Annotated in this window: 14 protein-coding genes; 9 read left to right on the top strand and 5 right to left on the bottom strand. The window is 66.4% G+C overall.

The genetic code is table 11. From position 1 onward, the window contains the following. On the top strand, nt 1-1623 hold the full coding sequence (locus FOC84_RS03150) for a heme biosynthesis HemY N-terminal domain-containing protein (protein ID WP_173143138.1): 1623 nt from the start codon (nt 1-3) through the stop codon (nt 1621-1623). Between the two features lie 32 nt (nt 1624-1655). Next, nucleotides 1656-2186: an inorganic diphosphatase gene (gene ppa / locus FOC84_RS03145; protein ID WP_013392552.1), complete on the top strand. Its 531-nt coding sequence runs from the start codon at nt 1656-1658 to the stop codon at nt 2184-2186. 100 nt (nt 2187-2286) lie between these two features. On the opposite strand, the gene FOC84_RS03140 is transcribed toward ppa, so the two are convergent. The 4 genes from FOC84_RS03140 to FOC84_RS03125 form a co-directional block, all read right to left on the bottom strand. Next, nucleotides 2287-3105: an IclR family transcriptional regulator gene (locus FOC84_RS03140; protein WP_173143137.1), complete on the bottom strand. Its 819-nt coding sequence runs from the start codon at nt 3103-3105 to the stop codon at nt 2287-2289. 15 nt (nt 3106-3120) lie between these two features. Beyond that, nucleotides 3121-3882 carry an SDR family NAD(P)-dependent oxidoreductase gene (locus tag FOC84_RS03135; RefSeq protein ID WP_173143136.1) on the bottom strand — a complete coding sequence of 254 codons (762 nt, stop codon included), beginning with the start codon at nt 3880-3882 and terminating at the stop codon, nt 3121-3123. After that, nucleotides 3882-5093, bottom strand: a complete 1212-nt coding sequence (locus FOC84_RS03130) for an ABC transporter substrate-binding protein (protein ID WP_173143135.1) — start codon at nt 5091-5093, stop codon at nt 3882-3884. The genes FOC84_RS03135 and FOC84_RS03130 overlap by 1 nt, the downstream gene beginning before the upstream one ends. Nucleotides 5094-5162: 69 nt before the next feature. Continuing rightward, complete coding sequence (locus tag FOC84_RS03125; protein WP_173143134.1) at nt 5163-5561, bottom strand: cupin domain-containing protein; 399 nt, start codon at nt 5559-5561, stop codon at nt 5163-5165. Nucleotides 5562-5735: 174 nt separating this feature from the next. On the opposite strand from FOC84_RS03125, the gene FOC84_RS03120 reads away from it, so the two are divergent. From FOC84_RS03120 to FOC84_RS03090, 7 genes are all read left to right on the top strand, one after another. After that, entirely contained in the window at nt 5736-6515 is a 780-nt protein-coding gene (locus FOC84_RS03120; RefSeq protein WP_173143133.1) for an SDR family NAD(P)-dependent oxidoreductase, read from the top strand. A gap of 10 nt (nt 6516-6525) precedes the next feature. Then, nucleotides 6526-7287 carry an ABC transporter ATP-binding protein gene (locus FOC84_RS03115; protein WP_173143132.1) on the top strand — a complete coding sequence of 254 codons (762 nt, stop codon included), beginning with the start codon at nt 6526-6528 and terminating at the stop codon, nt 7285-7287. Between the two features lies 1 nt (nt 7288). Then, a complete protein-coding gene (locus FOC84_RS03110; protein ID WP_088139332.1) occupies nt 7289-7981 on the top strand; it encodes an ABC transporter ATP-binding protein in 693 nt (230 codons plus the stop codon). A 13-nt stretch (nt 7982-7994) separates the two neighbouring features. Beyond that, on the top strand, nt 7995-9872 hold the full coding sequence (locus tag FOC84_RS03105) for an ABC transporter permease (protein ID WP_173143131.1): 1878 nt from the start codon (nt 7995-7997) through the stop codon (nt 9870-9872). Then, nucleotides 9872-10174 carry a Dabb family protein gene (locus FOC84_RS03100; RefSeq protein ID WP_173143130.1) on the top strand — a complete coding sequence of 101 codons (303 nt, stop codon included), beginning with the start codon at nt 9872-9874 and terminating at the stop codon, nt 10172-10174. The genes FOC84_RS03105 and FOC84_RS03100 overlap by 1 nt, the downstream gene beginning before the upstream one ends. 166 nt (nt 10175-10340) lie before the next feature. After that, complete coding sequence (locus FOC84_RS03095; protein WP_042792659.1) at nt 10341-11036, top strand: fumarylacetoacetate hydrolase family protein; 696 nt, start codon at nt 10341-10343, stop codon at nt 11034-11036. A gap of 42 nt (nt 11037-11078) precedes the next feature. Continuing rightward, nucleotides 11079-11210: an entericidin A/B family lipoprotein gene (locus tag FOC84_RS03090; RefSeq protein WP_088139336.1), complete on the top strand. Its 132-nt coding sequence runs from the start codon at nt 11079-11081 to the stop codon at nt 11208-11210. A 67-nt stretch (nt 11211-11277) separates the two neighbouring features. Here FOC84_RS03090 and FOC84_RS03085 read toward each other — a convergent pair whose 3' ends face one another. Then, nucleotides 11278-12978: a PhoH family protein gene (locus FOC84_RS03085; RefSeq protein WP_173143129.1), complete on the bottom strand. Its 1701-nt coding sequence runs from the start codon at nt 12976-12978 to the stop codon at nt 11278-11280. Nucleotides 12979-12987 lie beyond the last annotated feature (9 nt).

Raw genomic sequence — 12987 nt, 5'->3', positions numbered from 1 at the left:
ATGCGTACCTGGTTCTGGACACTGCTGCTCGCCGTCGTCGCCGTCGCCCTGGCGGTGGTGCTGCGTTCACACTCCGGCAACGTGCTGTTGCTGGTCTGGCCGTGGCGCATCAACATGTCGTTGACGCTGGCGGTCCTGCTGATCGTTGCGGCCTTCATCGTGCTGTATGTGGGCCTGCGCCTGCTGGCATGGCTGCTCGCCATTCCCGATCGCGTGCGGGCCTGGCGCGGCAAGCGTGCCCAGGCGCGCGACCACGAACTGCTGGAGCGCGGCTGGATCGGCCTGCTGGAAGGGCGCTACACCACCGCCGAAAAAGATCTGACCAAGCTGCTGGACCAGACCAAGGTCCAGACGCGTCGAGTGCTGGCGGCCTTGTCCGCCGCCCGCGCCACGCATGGCCTGGGCGAGTTCGACCGCCGCGACCGCCTGCTGGCGACCGCGCAGGAACAAGCCGGTACCGACGCCGGCCTGATGGAAGCCACCGCCACGGTGTCGGCCGACATGCTGCTGGACCAGGGCCGCGCCGAGCGCGCGCTGGCCGTGCTGGAGCCGTTGGCCGACGGTGGCGCGCGCCACCTGCACACCATGCGCCTGCTGCTGCGCGCCCACACCGCCCTGCATCATGACGAACAGGTCTTCACGCTGGCGCGCGGTCTGGTGCGGCGCAATGCGCTGGCGCGTTCCGAAGCCGATCACCTGATCGACGCCTCGGGTGCTGCGCGCCTGCGCGCCGCCGCCGCGGGCGGCAGCGAAGCCTGGCGTCCCATCTGGAAGGATCTGAAGGCCGAGGAACGCCTGCTGCCGGAGATCGCGCTGGCAGGCGCGGCCGCGTTCGAGGCCGCCGGCGAAGCCAGCGAAGCCGCGCGCGTGCTGGAAGCCGCGGTCGCCGTGAAGTTCAATCCGGCTCTGGTGGCGGCCTACGCCCGCTGCGAAGCCGAACAGGTTTCGCGCCGGCTGGCCCGCGCCGAGACCTGGCTGCAGCAGCGGCCCACCGATCCGGACCTGCTCACCGCGCTGGGCATGCTGTGCCTGAACGGCCAGCTCTGGGGCCAGGCCGAACGCTATCTGCTGCGCGGCCTCAGCCGCCGCAGCGATGCGCAGACGCATGCGCTGCTGGGCAGTCTCTATGACCGCTTGGACCGTCCCGCCGACGCGGTGCGGCACTGGCGCCTGGCAACGGCGGCAAGCATGGCGCTGCCAGTGCTGGCGGCGGATGCCGCCTTGCCGGCCGCGGACATGGGTTCGGATCCTTATCGCGTGGATGCCGAGGGCGGCTACGCGGTGGGCCTGTCCGATGCCGACAGCGATACCGAACTCGGCGGCGATTATCCCGCGCTGCAGCCGGCCGTCGCGGCCTCGGCCTCTGACTACGTGCTGGATCCGGATGCCCGCGTGAACAAAGAGCAACGCGAGCGCGCGCTGGCCCCCGAGGATGCCCCGCTGGCCGGCGGCAGCACTTCCGACATCGACGAGTACTTCGACAGCGCCCCCATTCCGGCGGCGGCTTTCGATGATCCCGTGCCCACGTACGCGCCGGCTCAGCCCGCAGGGCCCAAGCCCGCGCCGGCCGCCGCGCCCGTGCCGGCTACCAAGCCGCCGTTCAAGGACGACGGCTCGATTTGAACAATCCTTCAGACACACAACAAGGTTGAATCATGAGTCTTGATCGCGTCTCCCCTGGCAAGAAGCTGCCGGAAGACTTCAACGTCATCATCGAAATCCCCATGAACGCCGACCCGGTGAAGTACGAGGTCGACAAGGACACGGGCGCGATTTTCGTTGACCGCTTCATGCTGACCGCCATGCACTATCCGTGCAACTACGGCTACATCCCGCAAACCCTGTCCGAAGACGGCGACCCCGCCGACGTGCTGGTGCTGACCCCGTTCCCGATCCAGATCGGCGCGGTCGTGCGCTGCCGCGCCATCGGCGTGCTGGAAATGGACGACGAATCGGGCGGCGACGCCAAGCTGTTGGCCGTGCCGATCGAAAAGCTGTACCCCCCGTACCGCAACATCAAGTCCTACGAAGATCTGCCGGCGGAAGACATCTCCCGCATCCAGCATTTCTTCGAGCACTACAAGGACCTCGAAAAGGGCAAGTGGGTCAAGGTCAAGGGCTGGAAGGGCCTGGACGCCGCGCACGAGGAAATCGTCCGCAGCGCCGAGCGCTACAACAAGGCCTGATCTTAAGTCTGGAACTGGCCGGCGGTTTTTTTGCCGCCGGGCCGCCCCAAGGCAAAAATGCCCCCTCGGGGGGCAGCAAGCCGAAGGCGCGGCGTGGGGGCTATTTCGCCTTGGCGGGTGTTTTAATGCGGCGCGGCCGCGACGGCATGATGCCGATCGCCGCCGCGCCGTTGCTTTGCGGGGCCTGCAGATTGTGCGAGACCTGCGCGGCCGCGACCTGGATGCGCGCCTGCAGTATCTCCAGCCGCTCGGCCGAGGTGCGCGCTTCGGCGGCGATGAACACCAGGCTGCCGACCACCTTCTGTTCGGCGCTGAAGATGGCGGAGCCTATGCCTATCAGCCCGCGGTCGACCTCGCCATGCGACACGTACACGCCGGCGGCGCGCAGCCGCTTGAGGTTGGCGCGGAATTCGTCCCAGTCCTCGCCCAGTCCGGCTTCGCGGATTTCGGCGGCGTGCCACAGCATCAGGTTGCGCAGCTGGTACGGCGGCAGGTTGGCCAGGATGGGCTTGGCCGTGGCGCCATGGAACATGGTGTACGGGCGGCCGCGGGCGTAGCTCGATTCGATGGAATCGTCGGTCCAGTAGCGGTCCACGCACATGACCTTGTCGCCGTAGTAGTTGCACAGCATCAGGTTGGCGTGCAGCTCGTCGCCGGTGGCGCGCATGACCTCGCGCGCCGCGCGCATCAGCGGGTCGTGCTGGCGCAAGTGGCGGTCCAACTCGATGATGCGCGACCCCAGCACGTAGGCGCCGCCCGAAGTGGGCGCGAGCAGCCCGCTTTCGGTCAGCGACTTCAGGTAGCGGTACGCCGTGGCGCGCGAGCAGTCCAGATGCGCCATGACGTCTTCCTGGAACGCGGCGGTGGTGTCGTCGCGAAAGAGGTCGAGGATGGACAACATGCGGTCGGGAGTGCTCATTGCGGGAGGGCGCGCCTAGTGAATGTGGAAGCCGCCATTGACGTCGACCACGATGCCGGTTGAGTAGGAGGACAGGTCCGAGGCCAGGAAGAGTATGGCCTGGGCGACTTCGGCGGGCGAGCCGAAGCGCTGTAGCGGAATGCCCTGTTTGAGTTCTTGTTCCCAATTTTCGCCGAATTTTCCCAGCGTCATGTCCGTTTCGATGATGCCGGGCGCCACGCAATTGGCGCGCACCCCGCGCGGCCCCAGCTCGCGGGCCAGCGCCTTGGTGAAACTGATGACGCCGCCCTTGGACGCCGCATAGTGCGAGCCGCCCAGGAGGCCGCCGCCGCGCAGCGCGGCGGTGGAGCCCAGGTTGACGATGGCCGGACGCCGTGGGCTTTCCAGCAGTTCGGGCAAGGCCGCGCGCGTGACGTTGTAGGTGCCGGTCAGGTTCACTTCCACCATGCGGCGGAACTCATCTTCGGGCAGGTCCCAGATGCGCGTGGCGGCGACGATGCCGGCGTTGTTGACCAGCACGTCGATGCCGCCCAGCGCTTCCTTCGCCTGCGCGACCGCCGCCTCGCAAGACGCCGTGCGCGACACGTCGCAATGCAGGTCGATGCGGCCGGCGGCCAGCGCCGCGCCGCCGCCTTCCGGATAGGCCTGGTCCAGCACCGCGACGGTAGCGCCCTGCGCGATGAAGAGGTCGACGATGGCGGCGCCTATGCCACGGGGGTTGGCGCCCCCCGTGACAATGGCGCGCTTGCCGGCCAGCAGCCCAAGCGCGCCGTCCATCACGACTTCACCAGCGGGCAGGCGCCATCCTTGAGCGGACGGAAGGCTTGTTCGGCGGGGATCTTGCGCACCAGGTTGTAGTAGTCCCAGTCGCGCTTGGACTCCGAAGGCTTCTTGACCTGGAACAGGTAGAGGTCGCGCATGATGCGACCGTCTTCGCGGATGCGGCCGTTCTCGGTCATGAAGTCGTTGATGGGCGTCTCATGCATCTTCTTGAGTACCGGCTCGGAAGCGTCGGTGCCGGCCGCCTTGATGGCGTTCAGGTAGTGCATGGTGGCGCTGTAGTTGCTGGCCTGGACCATCGACGGCATGCGGCCGGTGCGCTTGAAGTAGCGCTCGGACCATTGCCGCGACTTGTCGTCCAGGTCCCAGTAGAAGGGCTCCACCAGGTTCAGGCCTTGCGCGTATTCCAGTCCCACGCTGCGCACGTCGACGATGCTCATGAAGAGGGCGGCCACGCGCTGCTTGCTGCCCATGATGCCGAACTCGAAAGCCTGCTTGATGCTGTTGATGGTGTCGCCGCTGCCGTTGGCCAGGCCGATCACCTGGGCCTTGGAGGCTTGCGCCTGCAGCAGGAACGAGGAGAAGTCCGCGTTGGCGATGGGGTGGCGCACGCTGCCCACGACCTGGCCGCCCTTGGCCTTGACCACCGCCATGGCGTCGCGCTCCAGCGAATGGCCGAAGGCGTAGTCGGAGGTGATGAAGTACCAGCTCTTGCCGCCGTCTTCCATGACGCCGTTGGCCACGCCGGTGGCGTAGGCGTAGGTGTCGTAGGTCCAGTGCATGCCGTTGGGCGAGCAGGCCTTGCCGGTCAGGTCGGCCGAGCCGGCGCTGGTGAAGATCACCACGCGCTTCATCTGGCGGGTCAGGTCCTGCACCGCCAGCGCGATGGCGGAGTTGGGCACGTCCAGGATCAGGTCCACCTTGTCGTTCTCGTACCAGCGGCGCGCGGTCGCCACGCCGATGTCGACCTTGTTCTGGTGGTCGGCCGAGATCACTTCGATGGGCTTGCCCAACACGGTGCCGCCGAAATCCTCGACGGCCATCTTCACGGCTTCCACGCCGAACTTGCCGGACAGGTCGGCCATCATGCCGGACTGGTCGCCCAGCACGCCGATCTTCACGACGTCATCGGACACCTGCGCCTGGGCGGACACGGACAGGGCGCCCAGCACGCAGGCGGCCAGGCTGTTCTTCAAACGGGTCTTCATGGGTATGTCTCCTCGGGGGCTAGTTTCTGTGCGCGCCATCCTGTGCCGGACGGTCGCGCCGGGGTCGGCTTATTCCAGCGTCTGGCCGGCGTAGGCGTCGATGAACATATTGGGTTTCAGGAAGAAGCTCAGCACCAGGGCGCCGTTGGGCGCGCGCGCCACGTGCTGGTTGCCGCGCGGGCGCCACACGTAGTCGCCGGCGCAGACTTCGCCTTCGGCGTCGACGATCGAGCCTTCCAGCACGAAGGTCTGTTCGACTTCCACGTGCTCATGCAGCGGCAGCTCGGTGCCGGGCTGCCAGCGGAACAGGGCGGTCAAGAGGCCGGTCTCCTTGTCCTGCATCAGCACCTTCATGTCTATGCCTGCCACCTGCGTGGGCTTCCACGGCAGATCGGCAACCTTGAGGAAGCGCGACGCCAGCGGCGGCAGCGCATTGGCTGCGGGGCAACCGGGGGTTTCTAAGGCCATGATGTCTCCTACGAGAACTCTTTATGAGAGATAAAGAAAAAATCTTGTTATTGAGTGTTTAAAAATAGTCGCGTATATTGAGATTTATGTCAATCATGTTTTCGTTGGACGGAAGCATGCAGCGACACAGGCCGGGCCAAGAAATCCGGCACATATAAAACCAAGGAGACAAGCTTGAAACACGACTATCTGGACCGCACGTTCGGTCTGGCAGGGCGCGTCGCGCTGGTGACGGGCGCAGCAAGGGGACTGGGCTACGCCATCGCGCAGGCATTGGGGCAGGCGGGCGCCCAGGTGGTGATCAACGACCTGTCCGGCGAGGCTTGCGCCGCCGCCTGCGAGCGCCTGGCGGCCGAGGGCATCAAGGCCCATGGGGCGCCCTTCGACGTCGCGGACGAGCAGGCGGTAGCCGATGCCGTCGCGCAGCTGGAAAACGCCGGGCTGGCGATCGACGTGCTGGTCAGCAATGCCGGCAACCAGAACCGCAAGCCGGTGGTGGAGATGAGCTCCGCCGAATGGCAGGCCTTGCAGAACGTGCACGTCAACGGCGCCTTCCATTGCGCGCGGGCCGTGCTTCCCGGCATGGGCAAGCGCGGCTTCGGCCGCATCGTGCTGATGTCGTCGGTGGCGGGGCAGGCCACCATGCCCAACATCGCCGCCTACGCCACCGCCAAGGGCGCCATCGCGGCCTTCGCCCGCGCGCTGGCGGTCGAGTACGGCGCCAGCGGCGTCACCTGCAATGCGTTGGCGCCCGGTTTCGTGCGCACCGATTTCACGCAGGGGCTGCAGGACAATCCGCAGTTCCAGTCCTTCCTGGCCACGGCGGTGCCCACCGGCCGCTGGGCCGCGCCGGAAGACATCGCGCCGGCCGTGGTCTATCTGGCCTCGCCGGGCGCCTCGTTCGTCAACGGCCACGTCCTGGCGATCGACGGCGGCCTGCTGGCCCGCATGTAGGAGCGCGACCATGAACACCCCAGCGGTCCTGTCCGCCCAGGGATTGATCAAGCGGTTCGGCGGCTTCAACGCCGTCGACGGCGTGTCCCTGTCCCTGCGCGAAGGCTCCATCCATGCCTTGATCGGCCCCAACGGCGCAGGCAAAACCACCTGCTTCAACCTGCTGACCAAGTTCCTCACGCCCGACGCGGGCGTCATCCACTACCGCGGCCGCGACATCACGGCGCTGGCACCCGAGCAGATCGCGCGCCTGGGCATCGTCCGCTCGTTCCAGATATCCGCCGTGTTCCTGGGCCTGACGGCGCTGCAGAACATGCGCGTGGCGCTGATGCGCCAGCACGGCGACGGCTGGCGCTTCTGGCGCAGCCGCAGCAGCATCGACCGCCTGAACGGCCGCGCCATGGAACTGCTGGACGCGGTCGGCCTCTCCGGCTTGGCGCACACCACGGCGGCGCTGCTGCCCTACGGCCGCAAGCGCGCGCTGGAGATCGCGATGACCCTGGCGCTGGAGCCGGAAATCATGCTGCTGGACGAGCCCATGGCGGGCCTGGGCCAGGAGGACGTGACCCGCATCGCCGCGCTGATCCGGCGCGCGTCCGCCAACCGCAGCATCCTGATGGTCGAGCACAACCTGTCGGTGGTGGCGGACCTGTCCGACACCATCACGGTGCTGGCGCGCGGCGCGGTGCTGGCCCAGGGCGACTACGCCACCGTGTCCAGCGACGAGCGCGTCATCACGGCCTATATGGGTTCCGACGAGGAGGCGCACTGAGATGCTGGCGATCAAGGACCTCAACGCCTGGTACGGCGAATCCCACGTGCTGCACGGCGTGGACATGGAAGTGAAGCGCGGCGAACTCGTCACCATCCTGGGCCGCAACGGCGCCGGCAAGACGACGACGCTGCGCGCCATCATGGGCATCATGGACAAGCGCCGCGGCTCCATCCGCCTGAACGGCCAGGAGACCATCGGCATGGCGCCGCACCGCATTCCGCGGCTGGGCGTGGTGTATTGCCCGGAAGAGCGGGCCGTGTTCCGCAGCCTGGACGTGACCGAAAACCTGATGCTGCCGCCGCGCCTGGCCGACGGCGGCATGTCGCTGGACGAGATCTACACGCTGTTTCCCAACCTGCGCGAGCGCAGCGCCAGCTCCGGCGGCAACCTGTCCGGCGGCGAACAGCAGATGCTGGCGATCGCGCGCATCCTGCGCACGGGCGCCCAGCTCATTCTGCTGGACGAGCCCACCGAGGGCCTGGCGCCCGTCATCGTGCAGCAGATCGGGCATGCCATCCGCACCTTGAAGGAGCGGGGCTTCACCATCGTGCTGGTCGAGCAGAACTTCCGTTTCGCGACCAAGGTGGCCGACCGCCACTACGTCATGGAGCACGGCTGCGTGGTCGACCAGCTGTCGGCGGAAGAAGCGCGCAACGATCCCGAGCGGATCAAGCGCCGCCTGGGTGTCTGAGGGGAGAATCCACGTGTTCGAAATTTTCGGCGTGCCGTCCACGGCACTATTCGGCCAGCTGCTGCTGGGCCTGATCAACGGCTCCTTCTACGCCCTGCTGTCGATCGGGCTGGCGGTGATCTTCGGCCTGTTGAACATCATCAACTTCGCCCATGGCGCGCAGTACACCGCGGGCGCGTTCCTGGCCTGGATGCTGCTGAACTATCTGGGCATGAACTACTGGGCCGCGCTGGTGCTGGTGCCGCTGATCATGGCCGTGTTCGCCATCGTGGTCGAGCGCCTGCTGATCTCGCGCACCTACCGCATGGACCACCTGTACGGTCTGCTGCTCACCTTCGGCATCGCGCTGCTGATCGAAGGCGGCTTGCGCCAGGCTTACGGCGTGTCGGGGCTGCCCTACACCATCCCCAAGGCGCTGACCGGCGGCGTCAACCTGGGCTTCATGTTCCTGCCCTGGTATCGCGGCTGGGCGGTGGCGGTGTCGCTGGTGCTGTGCCTGGCCGTCTGGGTGCTGATCGAGAAGACCCGCGTGGGCGCGATGCTGCGCGCGGCCACCGAGAACCCCACGGTGGTGCGCTCCTTCGGCATCAACGTGCCGCTGCTCATCACGCTGACCTACGCGCTGGGCGTGGCGCTGGCCTCGGTGGCGGGCGTGATTGCCGCGCCCATCTACCAGGTCAGCCCGATGATGGGCTCCAACCTGGTGGTGGTCGTGTTCGCGGTGGTGGTGATCGGCGGCATGGGCTCCATCATGGGTGCGATCGTCAGCGGTTTCGGGCTGGGCATCATCGAAGGCCTGACCAAGGTGTTCTATCCCGAGGCCGCCAACCTGGCGATCTTCATCATCATGGTGCTGGTGCTGCTGTGCAAGCCCGCCGGCCTGTTCGGCAAGCCCTTGCAGGTGCAGAACGTGCTGGCCGCCGAGGCGACGCGCGAGCCGGTGCAGTTGAGCCGCCGCGGCATGCGCGTGGCGATGGCGGTGCTGGCCGTGGCCGCCCTGGCCGCGCCCTGGTTCATCTATCCGACCTTCCTGATGAAGGTGCTGTGCTTCGCGCTGTTCGCCGCGGCCTTCAATCTGCTGGTGGGTTACGTGGGCCTGCTGTCGTTCGGCCATGCCGCGTTCTTCGGCGCGGCCGCCTATGCGACCGGCATCGTGATGAAGCTGTTGAGCGCCACGCCCGAACTGGGCCTGCTGGCCGGCGTGCTGACTGGCGGCCTGCTGGGCCTGGCGTTCGGCGCCATCGCCATCCGGCGCCAGGGCATCTACTTCGCCATGATCACGCTGGCGCTGTCGCAGCTGGTCTACTTCATCGCGGTCCAGGCGGGCTTCACCGGCGGCGAGGACGGCTTGCAGAGCGTGCCGCGCGGCAAGCTGTTCGGCATCTTCGACCTGGAAGGCGTGATGCCCATGTATTACTTCACGCTGGCCGTGTTCGCGCTGGGTTATGCCTTTGTGCTGCGCGTGCTGAACTCGCCCTTCGGCGAAGTGATCCGCTCGGTGCGCGACAACGAGCAGCGCGCCCGTTCGCTGGGCTACTCGACCTCGCGCTACAAGCTGATGGCATTCACGCTGTCGGCCTCGGTGGCGGGGCTGGCCGGCGGCCTGAAGGTGCTGGTGTTCGGCGTCGCTTCGCTGACGGACGTGCATTGGCATGCCAACGGCGAAGTGGTGCTGATGGCGCTCCTGGGCGGCATCGGCACGGTGTTCGGCCCGCTGGCGGGCGCTTTTACCTTCGTGTCGCTGCAGAACTACCTGGCGCCGCTGGGCTCGTGGGTGCTCATCGTCCAGGGCGCAATCTTCGTACTCTGCGTCCTCCTGTTCCGCGACGGCATCATGGGGCTGGTCTCGCGGGCCTGGTTGACGCTTACTCGCAAGAAAAAGGAGTCCTGATGTACCTGCATGTCGTAATGCTGCAACTGTCCGAGGCCGCCGATGCACGTTTTCATGACCGCGTCCAAGGCTATTGCCAGCGCATCCTGGCCGAATGTGAAGGCGTGGCGGGCTACGCCTTCCGTCCCAACGAAGCCAGCCGCTCGGACGGCCTGACCCACGCCGTGGTGGCGGTGTTCGCGGACAGCCCCGCGCACGACCGCTACCAGATATCGCCCGCGCACCAGGAAATGAAGGCCTACATGGCCGGCTTCATCGAGCGCCTGGTGGTGTACGACGGGGACATTCCTACTTTCAGCTGAACGCTGCCGACCGCGCCCAGGTTCCCGGAAAGGGATAAACTCGCGGATGACTTTTCATCGTCTGGCCCGCCCCCGCAGGGGCGGCCCGCGGTAGCGGGCGTCTCGCGGGGCTGGCTGTTTTCTACTGCCGGATTCCGGCCACGTATTCTTCATAGGTCGAGTGAACATGGACTACGTATTGCCCCCTCAGCCGCCCGTCGCGGTTCCCGTTGCCGGCAGCGCCGCGCTGTTCCCGGTGCGCCGTGTCTACTGCGTTGGCCGCAACTACGCCGAACACGCCAAGGAAATGGGCTTCACCGGCCGCGAAGATCCGTTCTTCTTCTGCAAGCCGGCCGATGCCGTGCTGAGCGTGGCCGACGGCGAAACCGGCAAGATGCCGTATCCGCCCAAGACCTCCAACCTGCACTACGAGATGGAACTGGTCGTGGTGCTGGGCAAGGGCGGCCGCGACATCCCGGTGGAACAGGCCAATGATTGCGTGTGGGGCTATGCGCTGGGCCTGGACATGACCCGCCGCGACCTGCAAGGCGAAATGAAGAAGCAGGGCCGTCCCTGGGAAATCGGCAAGGCCTTCGACCTGTCCGCGCCGCTGGGCCCGATCCATCCGCGCAGCGTCGTCGGCACGCTGGAAAAGGGCGCCATCTGGCTGGACGTAAACGGCCAGCGCAAGCAGTCCAGCGACATCTCGCAGATGCTGTGGAACATTCCGGAGAGCATCTCCTACCTGTCCGGCCTGTTCGAGCTGCAACCCGGCGACATCATCTTCACCGGCACGCCCGAAGGCGTGGGCGCCGTGCTGCAAGGCGACGTGATCACCGGCGGCGTCGAAGGCCTGGGTGAACTCCGCGTCCAGATCGTTTAAAGTACGACCCGGATCCGTATTCACCACTTCAGGAGCGCCAGCATGCGCAGCAAGATCGTGCTGACCGCCTTCGTCGTGTTCGGCTTTGTCCTCGCCGGTTGCAATACCGTCGCGGGCATGGGCAAGGACATGTCCAGGGCCGGCAGTGCCATTACCAACGCCGCCGACAAGTAATTGTCGCCACCGGCAAAAAAAAAGCCCCTTGATCGCTCAAGGGGCTTTTTCCTTTGGCGGCAAGGGTTTACAACACATCCCCGGCGTAGTCGGCCAGGCGCGAGCGTTCGCCGCGCTGCAGCGTGACGTGCCCTGAATGCGGCCAGCCCTTGAAGCGGTCGACCACGAAGGTCAGGCCGGAACTGCCCTCGGTCAGGTAGGGCGTATCGATCTGGGCGACGTTGCCCAGGCAGATCACCTTGGTGCCGGGGCCGGCGCGCGTGACCAGCGTCTTCATCTGCTTGGGCGTCAGGTTCTGCGCCTCGTCGATGATCAGGTACTTGTTAAGGAAGGTGCGGCCGCGCATGAAGTTCAGCGACTTGACCTTGATGCGCGAACGGATCAGGTCCATGGTGGCCGCGCGGCCCCAATCGCCGTTGCCTTCGCCTTCACCCATGTTCAGGACGTCCAGGTTGTCTTCCAGGGCGCCCATCCAGGGCAGCATCTTCTCTTCTTCCGTACCGGGCAGGAAACCGATGTCTTCGCCGACCGGCACCGTGACGCGGGTCATGATGATTTCGGTGTAGCGCTTGGTTTCCAAAACCTGGGTGATGCCCGCGGCCAGCGCCAGCAGCGTCTTGCCGGTGCCCGCCTGGCCCAGCAGCGACACGAAGTCGCATTCCGGATTCATCAGCAGGTTCATGGCGAAGTTCTGCTCGCGGTTGCGCGCGGTGATGCCCCAGACGTTGTTCTTGCCGTGGGTATAGTCGCGCAGCGTCGCCAGTACCGCCATCTTGCCGCTGACCTCGCGCACCTGCGCGTACAGGGGCATCTGGCCTTCGAAGTAGACGAACTGGTTGACCACGAACTGCGAGCACAGCGGGCCATGGATGCGGTAGAAGGTGGTGCCGCCCTGTTGCCAGGATTCCACGTCCTTGCCGTGCTTGTTCCAGAAGTCCTCGGGCAGCTGCATCACGCCCGAATACATCAGGTCCGTGTCTTCCAGCACATGGTCGTTGAAGTAGTCTTCCGCGGCCATGCCCAGCGCGCGCGCCTTCAAGCGCATGTTGATGTCCTTGGACACCAGCACGACTTCGCGCTGCGGGTACTTTTCCTGCAGGGCTCGCACCACGCCCAGGATCTGGTTGTCGGCCTTGCCCATGGGCAGGTCGGAGGGCAGGGTGCTGTGGATTGCGGTCGTCTGGAACATCAGGCGGCCGGTGGCGTCCTTGTTGCCCAGCTTGGCCAGTTCCAGTCCTTCGTCGAGCTGGGTCGTGTCCTGCACCAGCGCGTCCAGTGAACGGCTGACCTGGCGCGCGTTGCGCGCCACTTCCGACATGCCTTTTTTCTGATGGTCCAGCTCTTCGAGCGTCATCATCGGCAGGAAGATGTCGTGCTCTTCGAAGCGGAACAGCGAGCTGGGGTCGTGCAGCAGCACGTTGGTGTCCAGCACGAACAGCTTGCGCGGCTCGTTCTGGGAGCGGGGCTTGGCGCGCTTGGCGGGAGCGGGCTTGGCGCGGCGCGTTTCGGCGGGCGCGGCAGGAACGGCTGGCGCCGGTGGCGGCACCTGGCGGGCGGGCGCCGGAATCTGCGCCTTGCGGGCCGGTGCCGCCAGGCCTTCAAGTTCGGGCTGAACGAGGAGTTCGTCCTCGTCGTCTTCGGCAAGGGCTGCCTGGGTATTGGACCGCGCAGCGGCGGTCTTGGTGCTGCGGGCCTGCGCCCGGGCGGATTCGCCCGAGGGGAAGGTCAGGATGGCTGCGGGACGGGTGGGCAACTTCGGAAGCGGCATATTTGTCAC

Origin of the sequence: Achromobacter pestifer (assembly GCF_013267355.1) — a bacterium.
Lineage (GTDB): Bacteria > Pseudomonadota > Gammaproteobacteria > Burkholderiales > Burkholderiaceae_B > Achromobacter > Achromobacter pestifer_A.
This window is presented reverse-complemented; position numbering and strand designations above follow the sequence as displayed.

Coding starts and splice junctions, on each gene's coding strand:
- FOC84_RS03150 (WP_173143138.1), top strand. CDS start 1: ATGCGTACCTGGTTCTGGACACTGCTGCTCGCCGTCGTCGCCGTCGCC.
- ppa (WP_013392552.1), top strand. CDS start 1,656: ATGAGTCTTGATCGCGTCTCCCCTGGCAAGAAGCTGCCGGAAGACTTC.
- FOC84_RS03140 (WP_173143137.1), bottom strand. CDS start 3,105: ATGAGCACTCCCGACCGCATGTTGTCCATCCTCGACCTCTTTCGCGAC.
- FOC84_RS03135 (WP_173143136.1), bottom strand. CDS start 3,882: ATGGACGGCGCGCTTGGGCTGCTGGCCGGCAAGCGCGCCATTGTCACG.
- FOC84_RS03130 (WP_173143135.1), bottom strand. CDS start 5,093: ATGAAGACCCGTTTGAAGAACAGCCTGGCCGCCTGCGTGCTGGGCGCC.
- FOC84_RS03125 (WP_173143134.1), bottom strand. CDS start 5,561: ATGGCCTTAGAAACCCCCGGTTGCCCCGCAGCCAATGCGCTGCCGCCG.
- FOC84_RS03115 (WP_173143132.1), top strand. CDS start 6,526: ATGAACACCCCAGCGGTCCTGTCCGCCCAGGGATTGATCAAGCGGTTC.
- FOC84_RS03110 (WP_088139332.1), top strand. CDS start 7,289: ATGCTGGCGATCAAGGACCTCAACGCCTGGTACGGCGAATCCCACGTG.
- FOC84_RS03100 (WP_173143130.1), top strand. CDS start 9,872: ATGTACCTGCATGTCGTAATGCTGCAACTGTCCGAGGCCGCCGATGCA.
- FOC84_RS03095 (WP_042792659.1), top strand. CDS start 10,341: ATGGACTACGTATTGCCCCCTCAGCCGCCCGTCGCGGTTCCCGTTGCC.
- FOC84_RS03090 (WP_088139336.1), top strand. CDS start 11,079: ATGCGCAGCAAGATCGTGCTGACCGCCTTCGTCGTGTTCGGCTTTGTC.
- FOC84_RS03085 (WP_173143129.1), bottom strand. CDS start 12,978: ATGCCGCTTCCGAAGTTGCCCACCCGTCCCGCAGCCATCCTGACCTTC.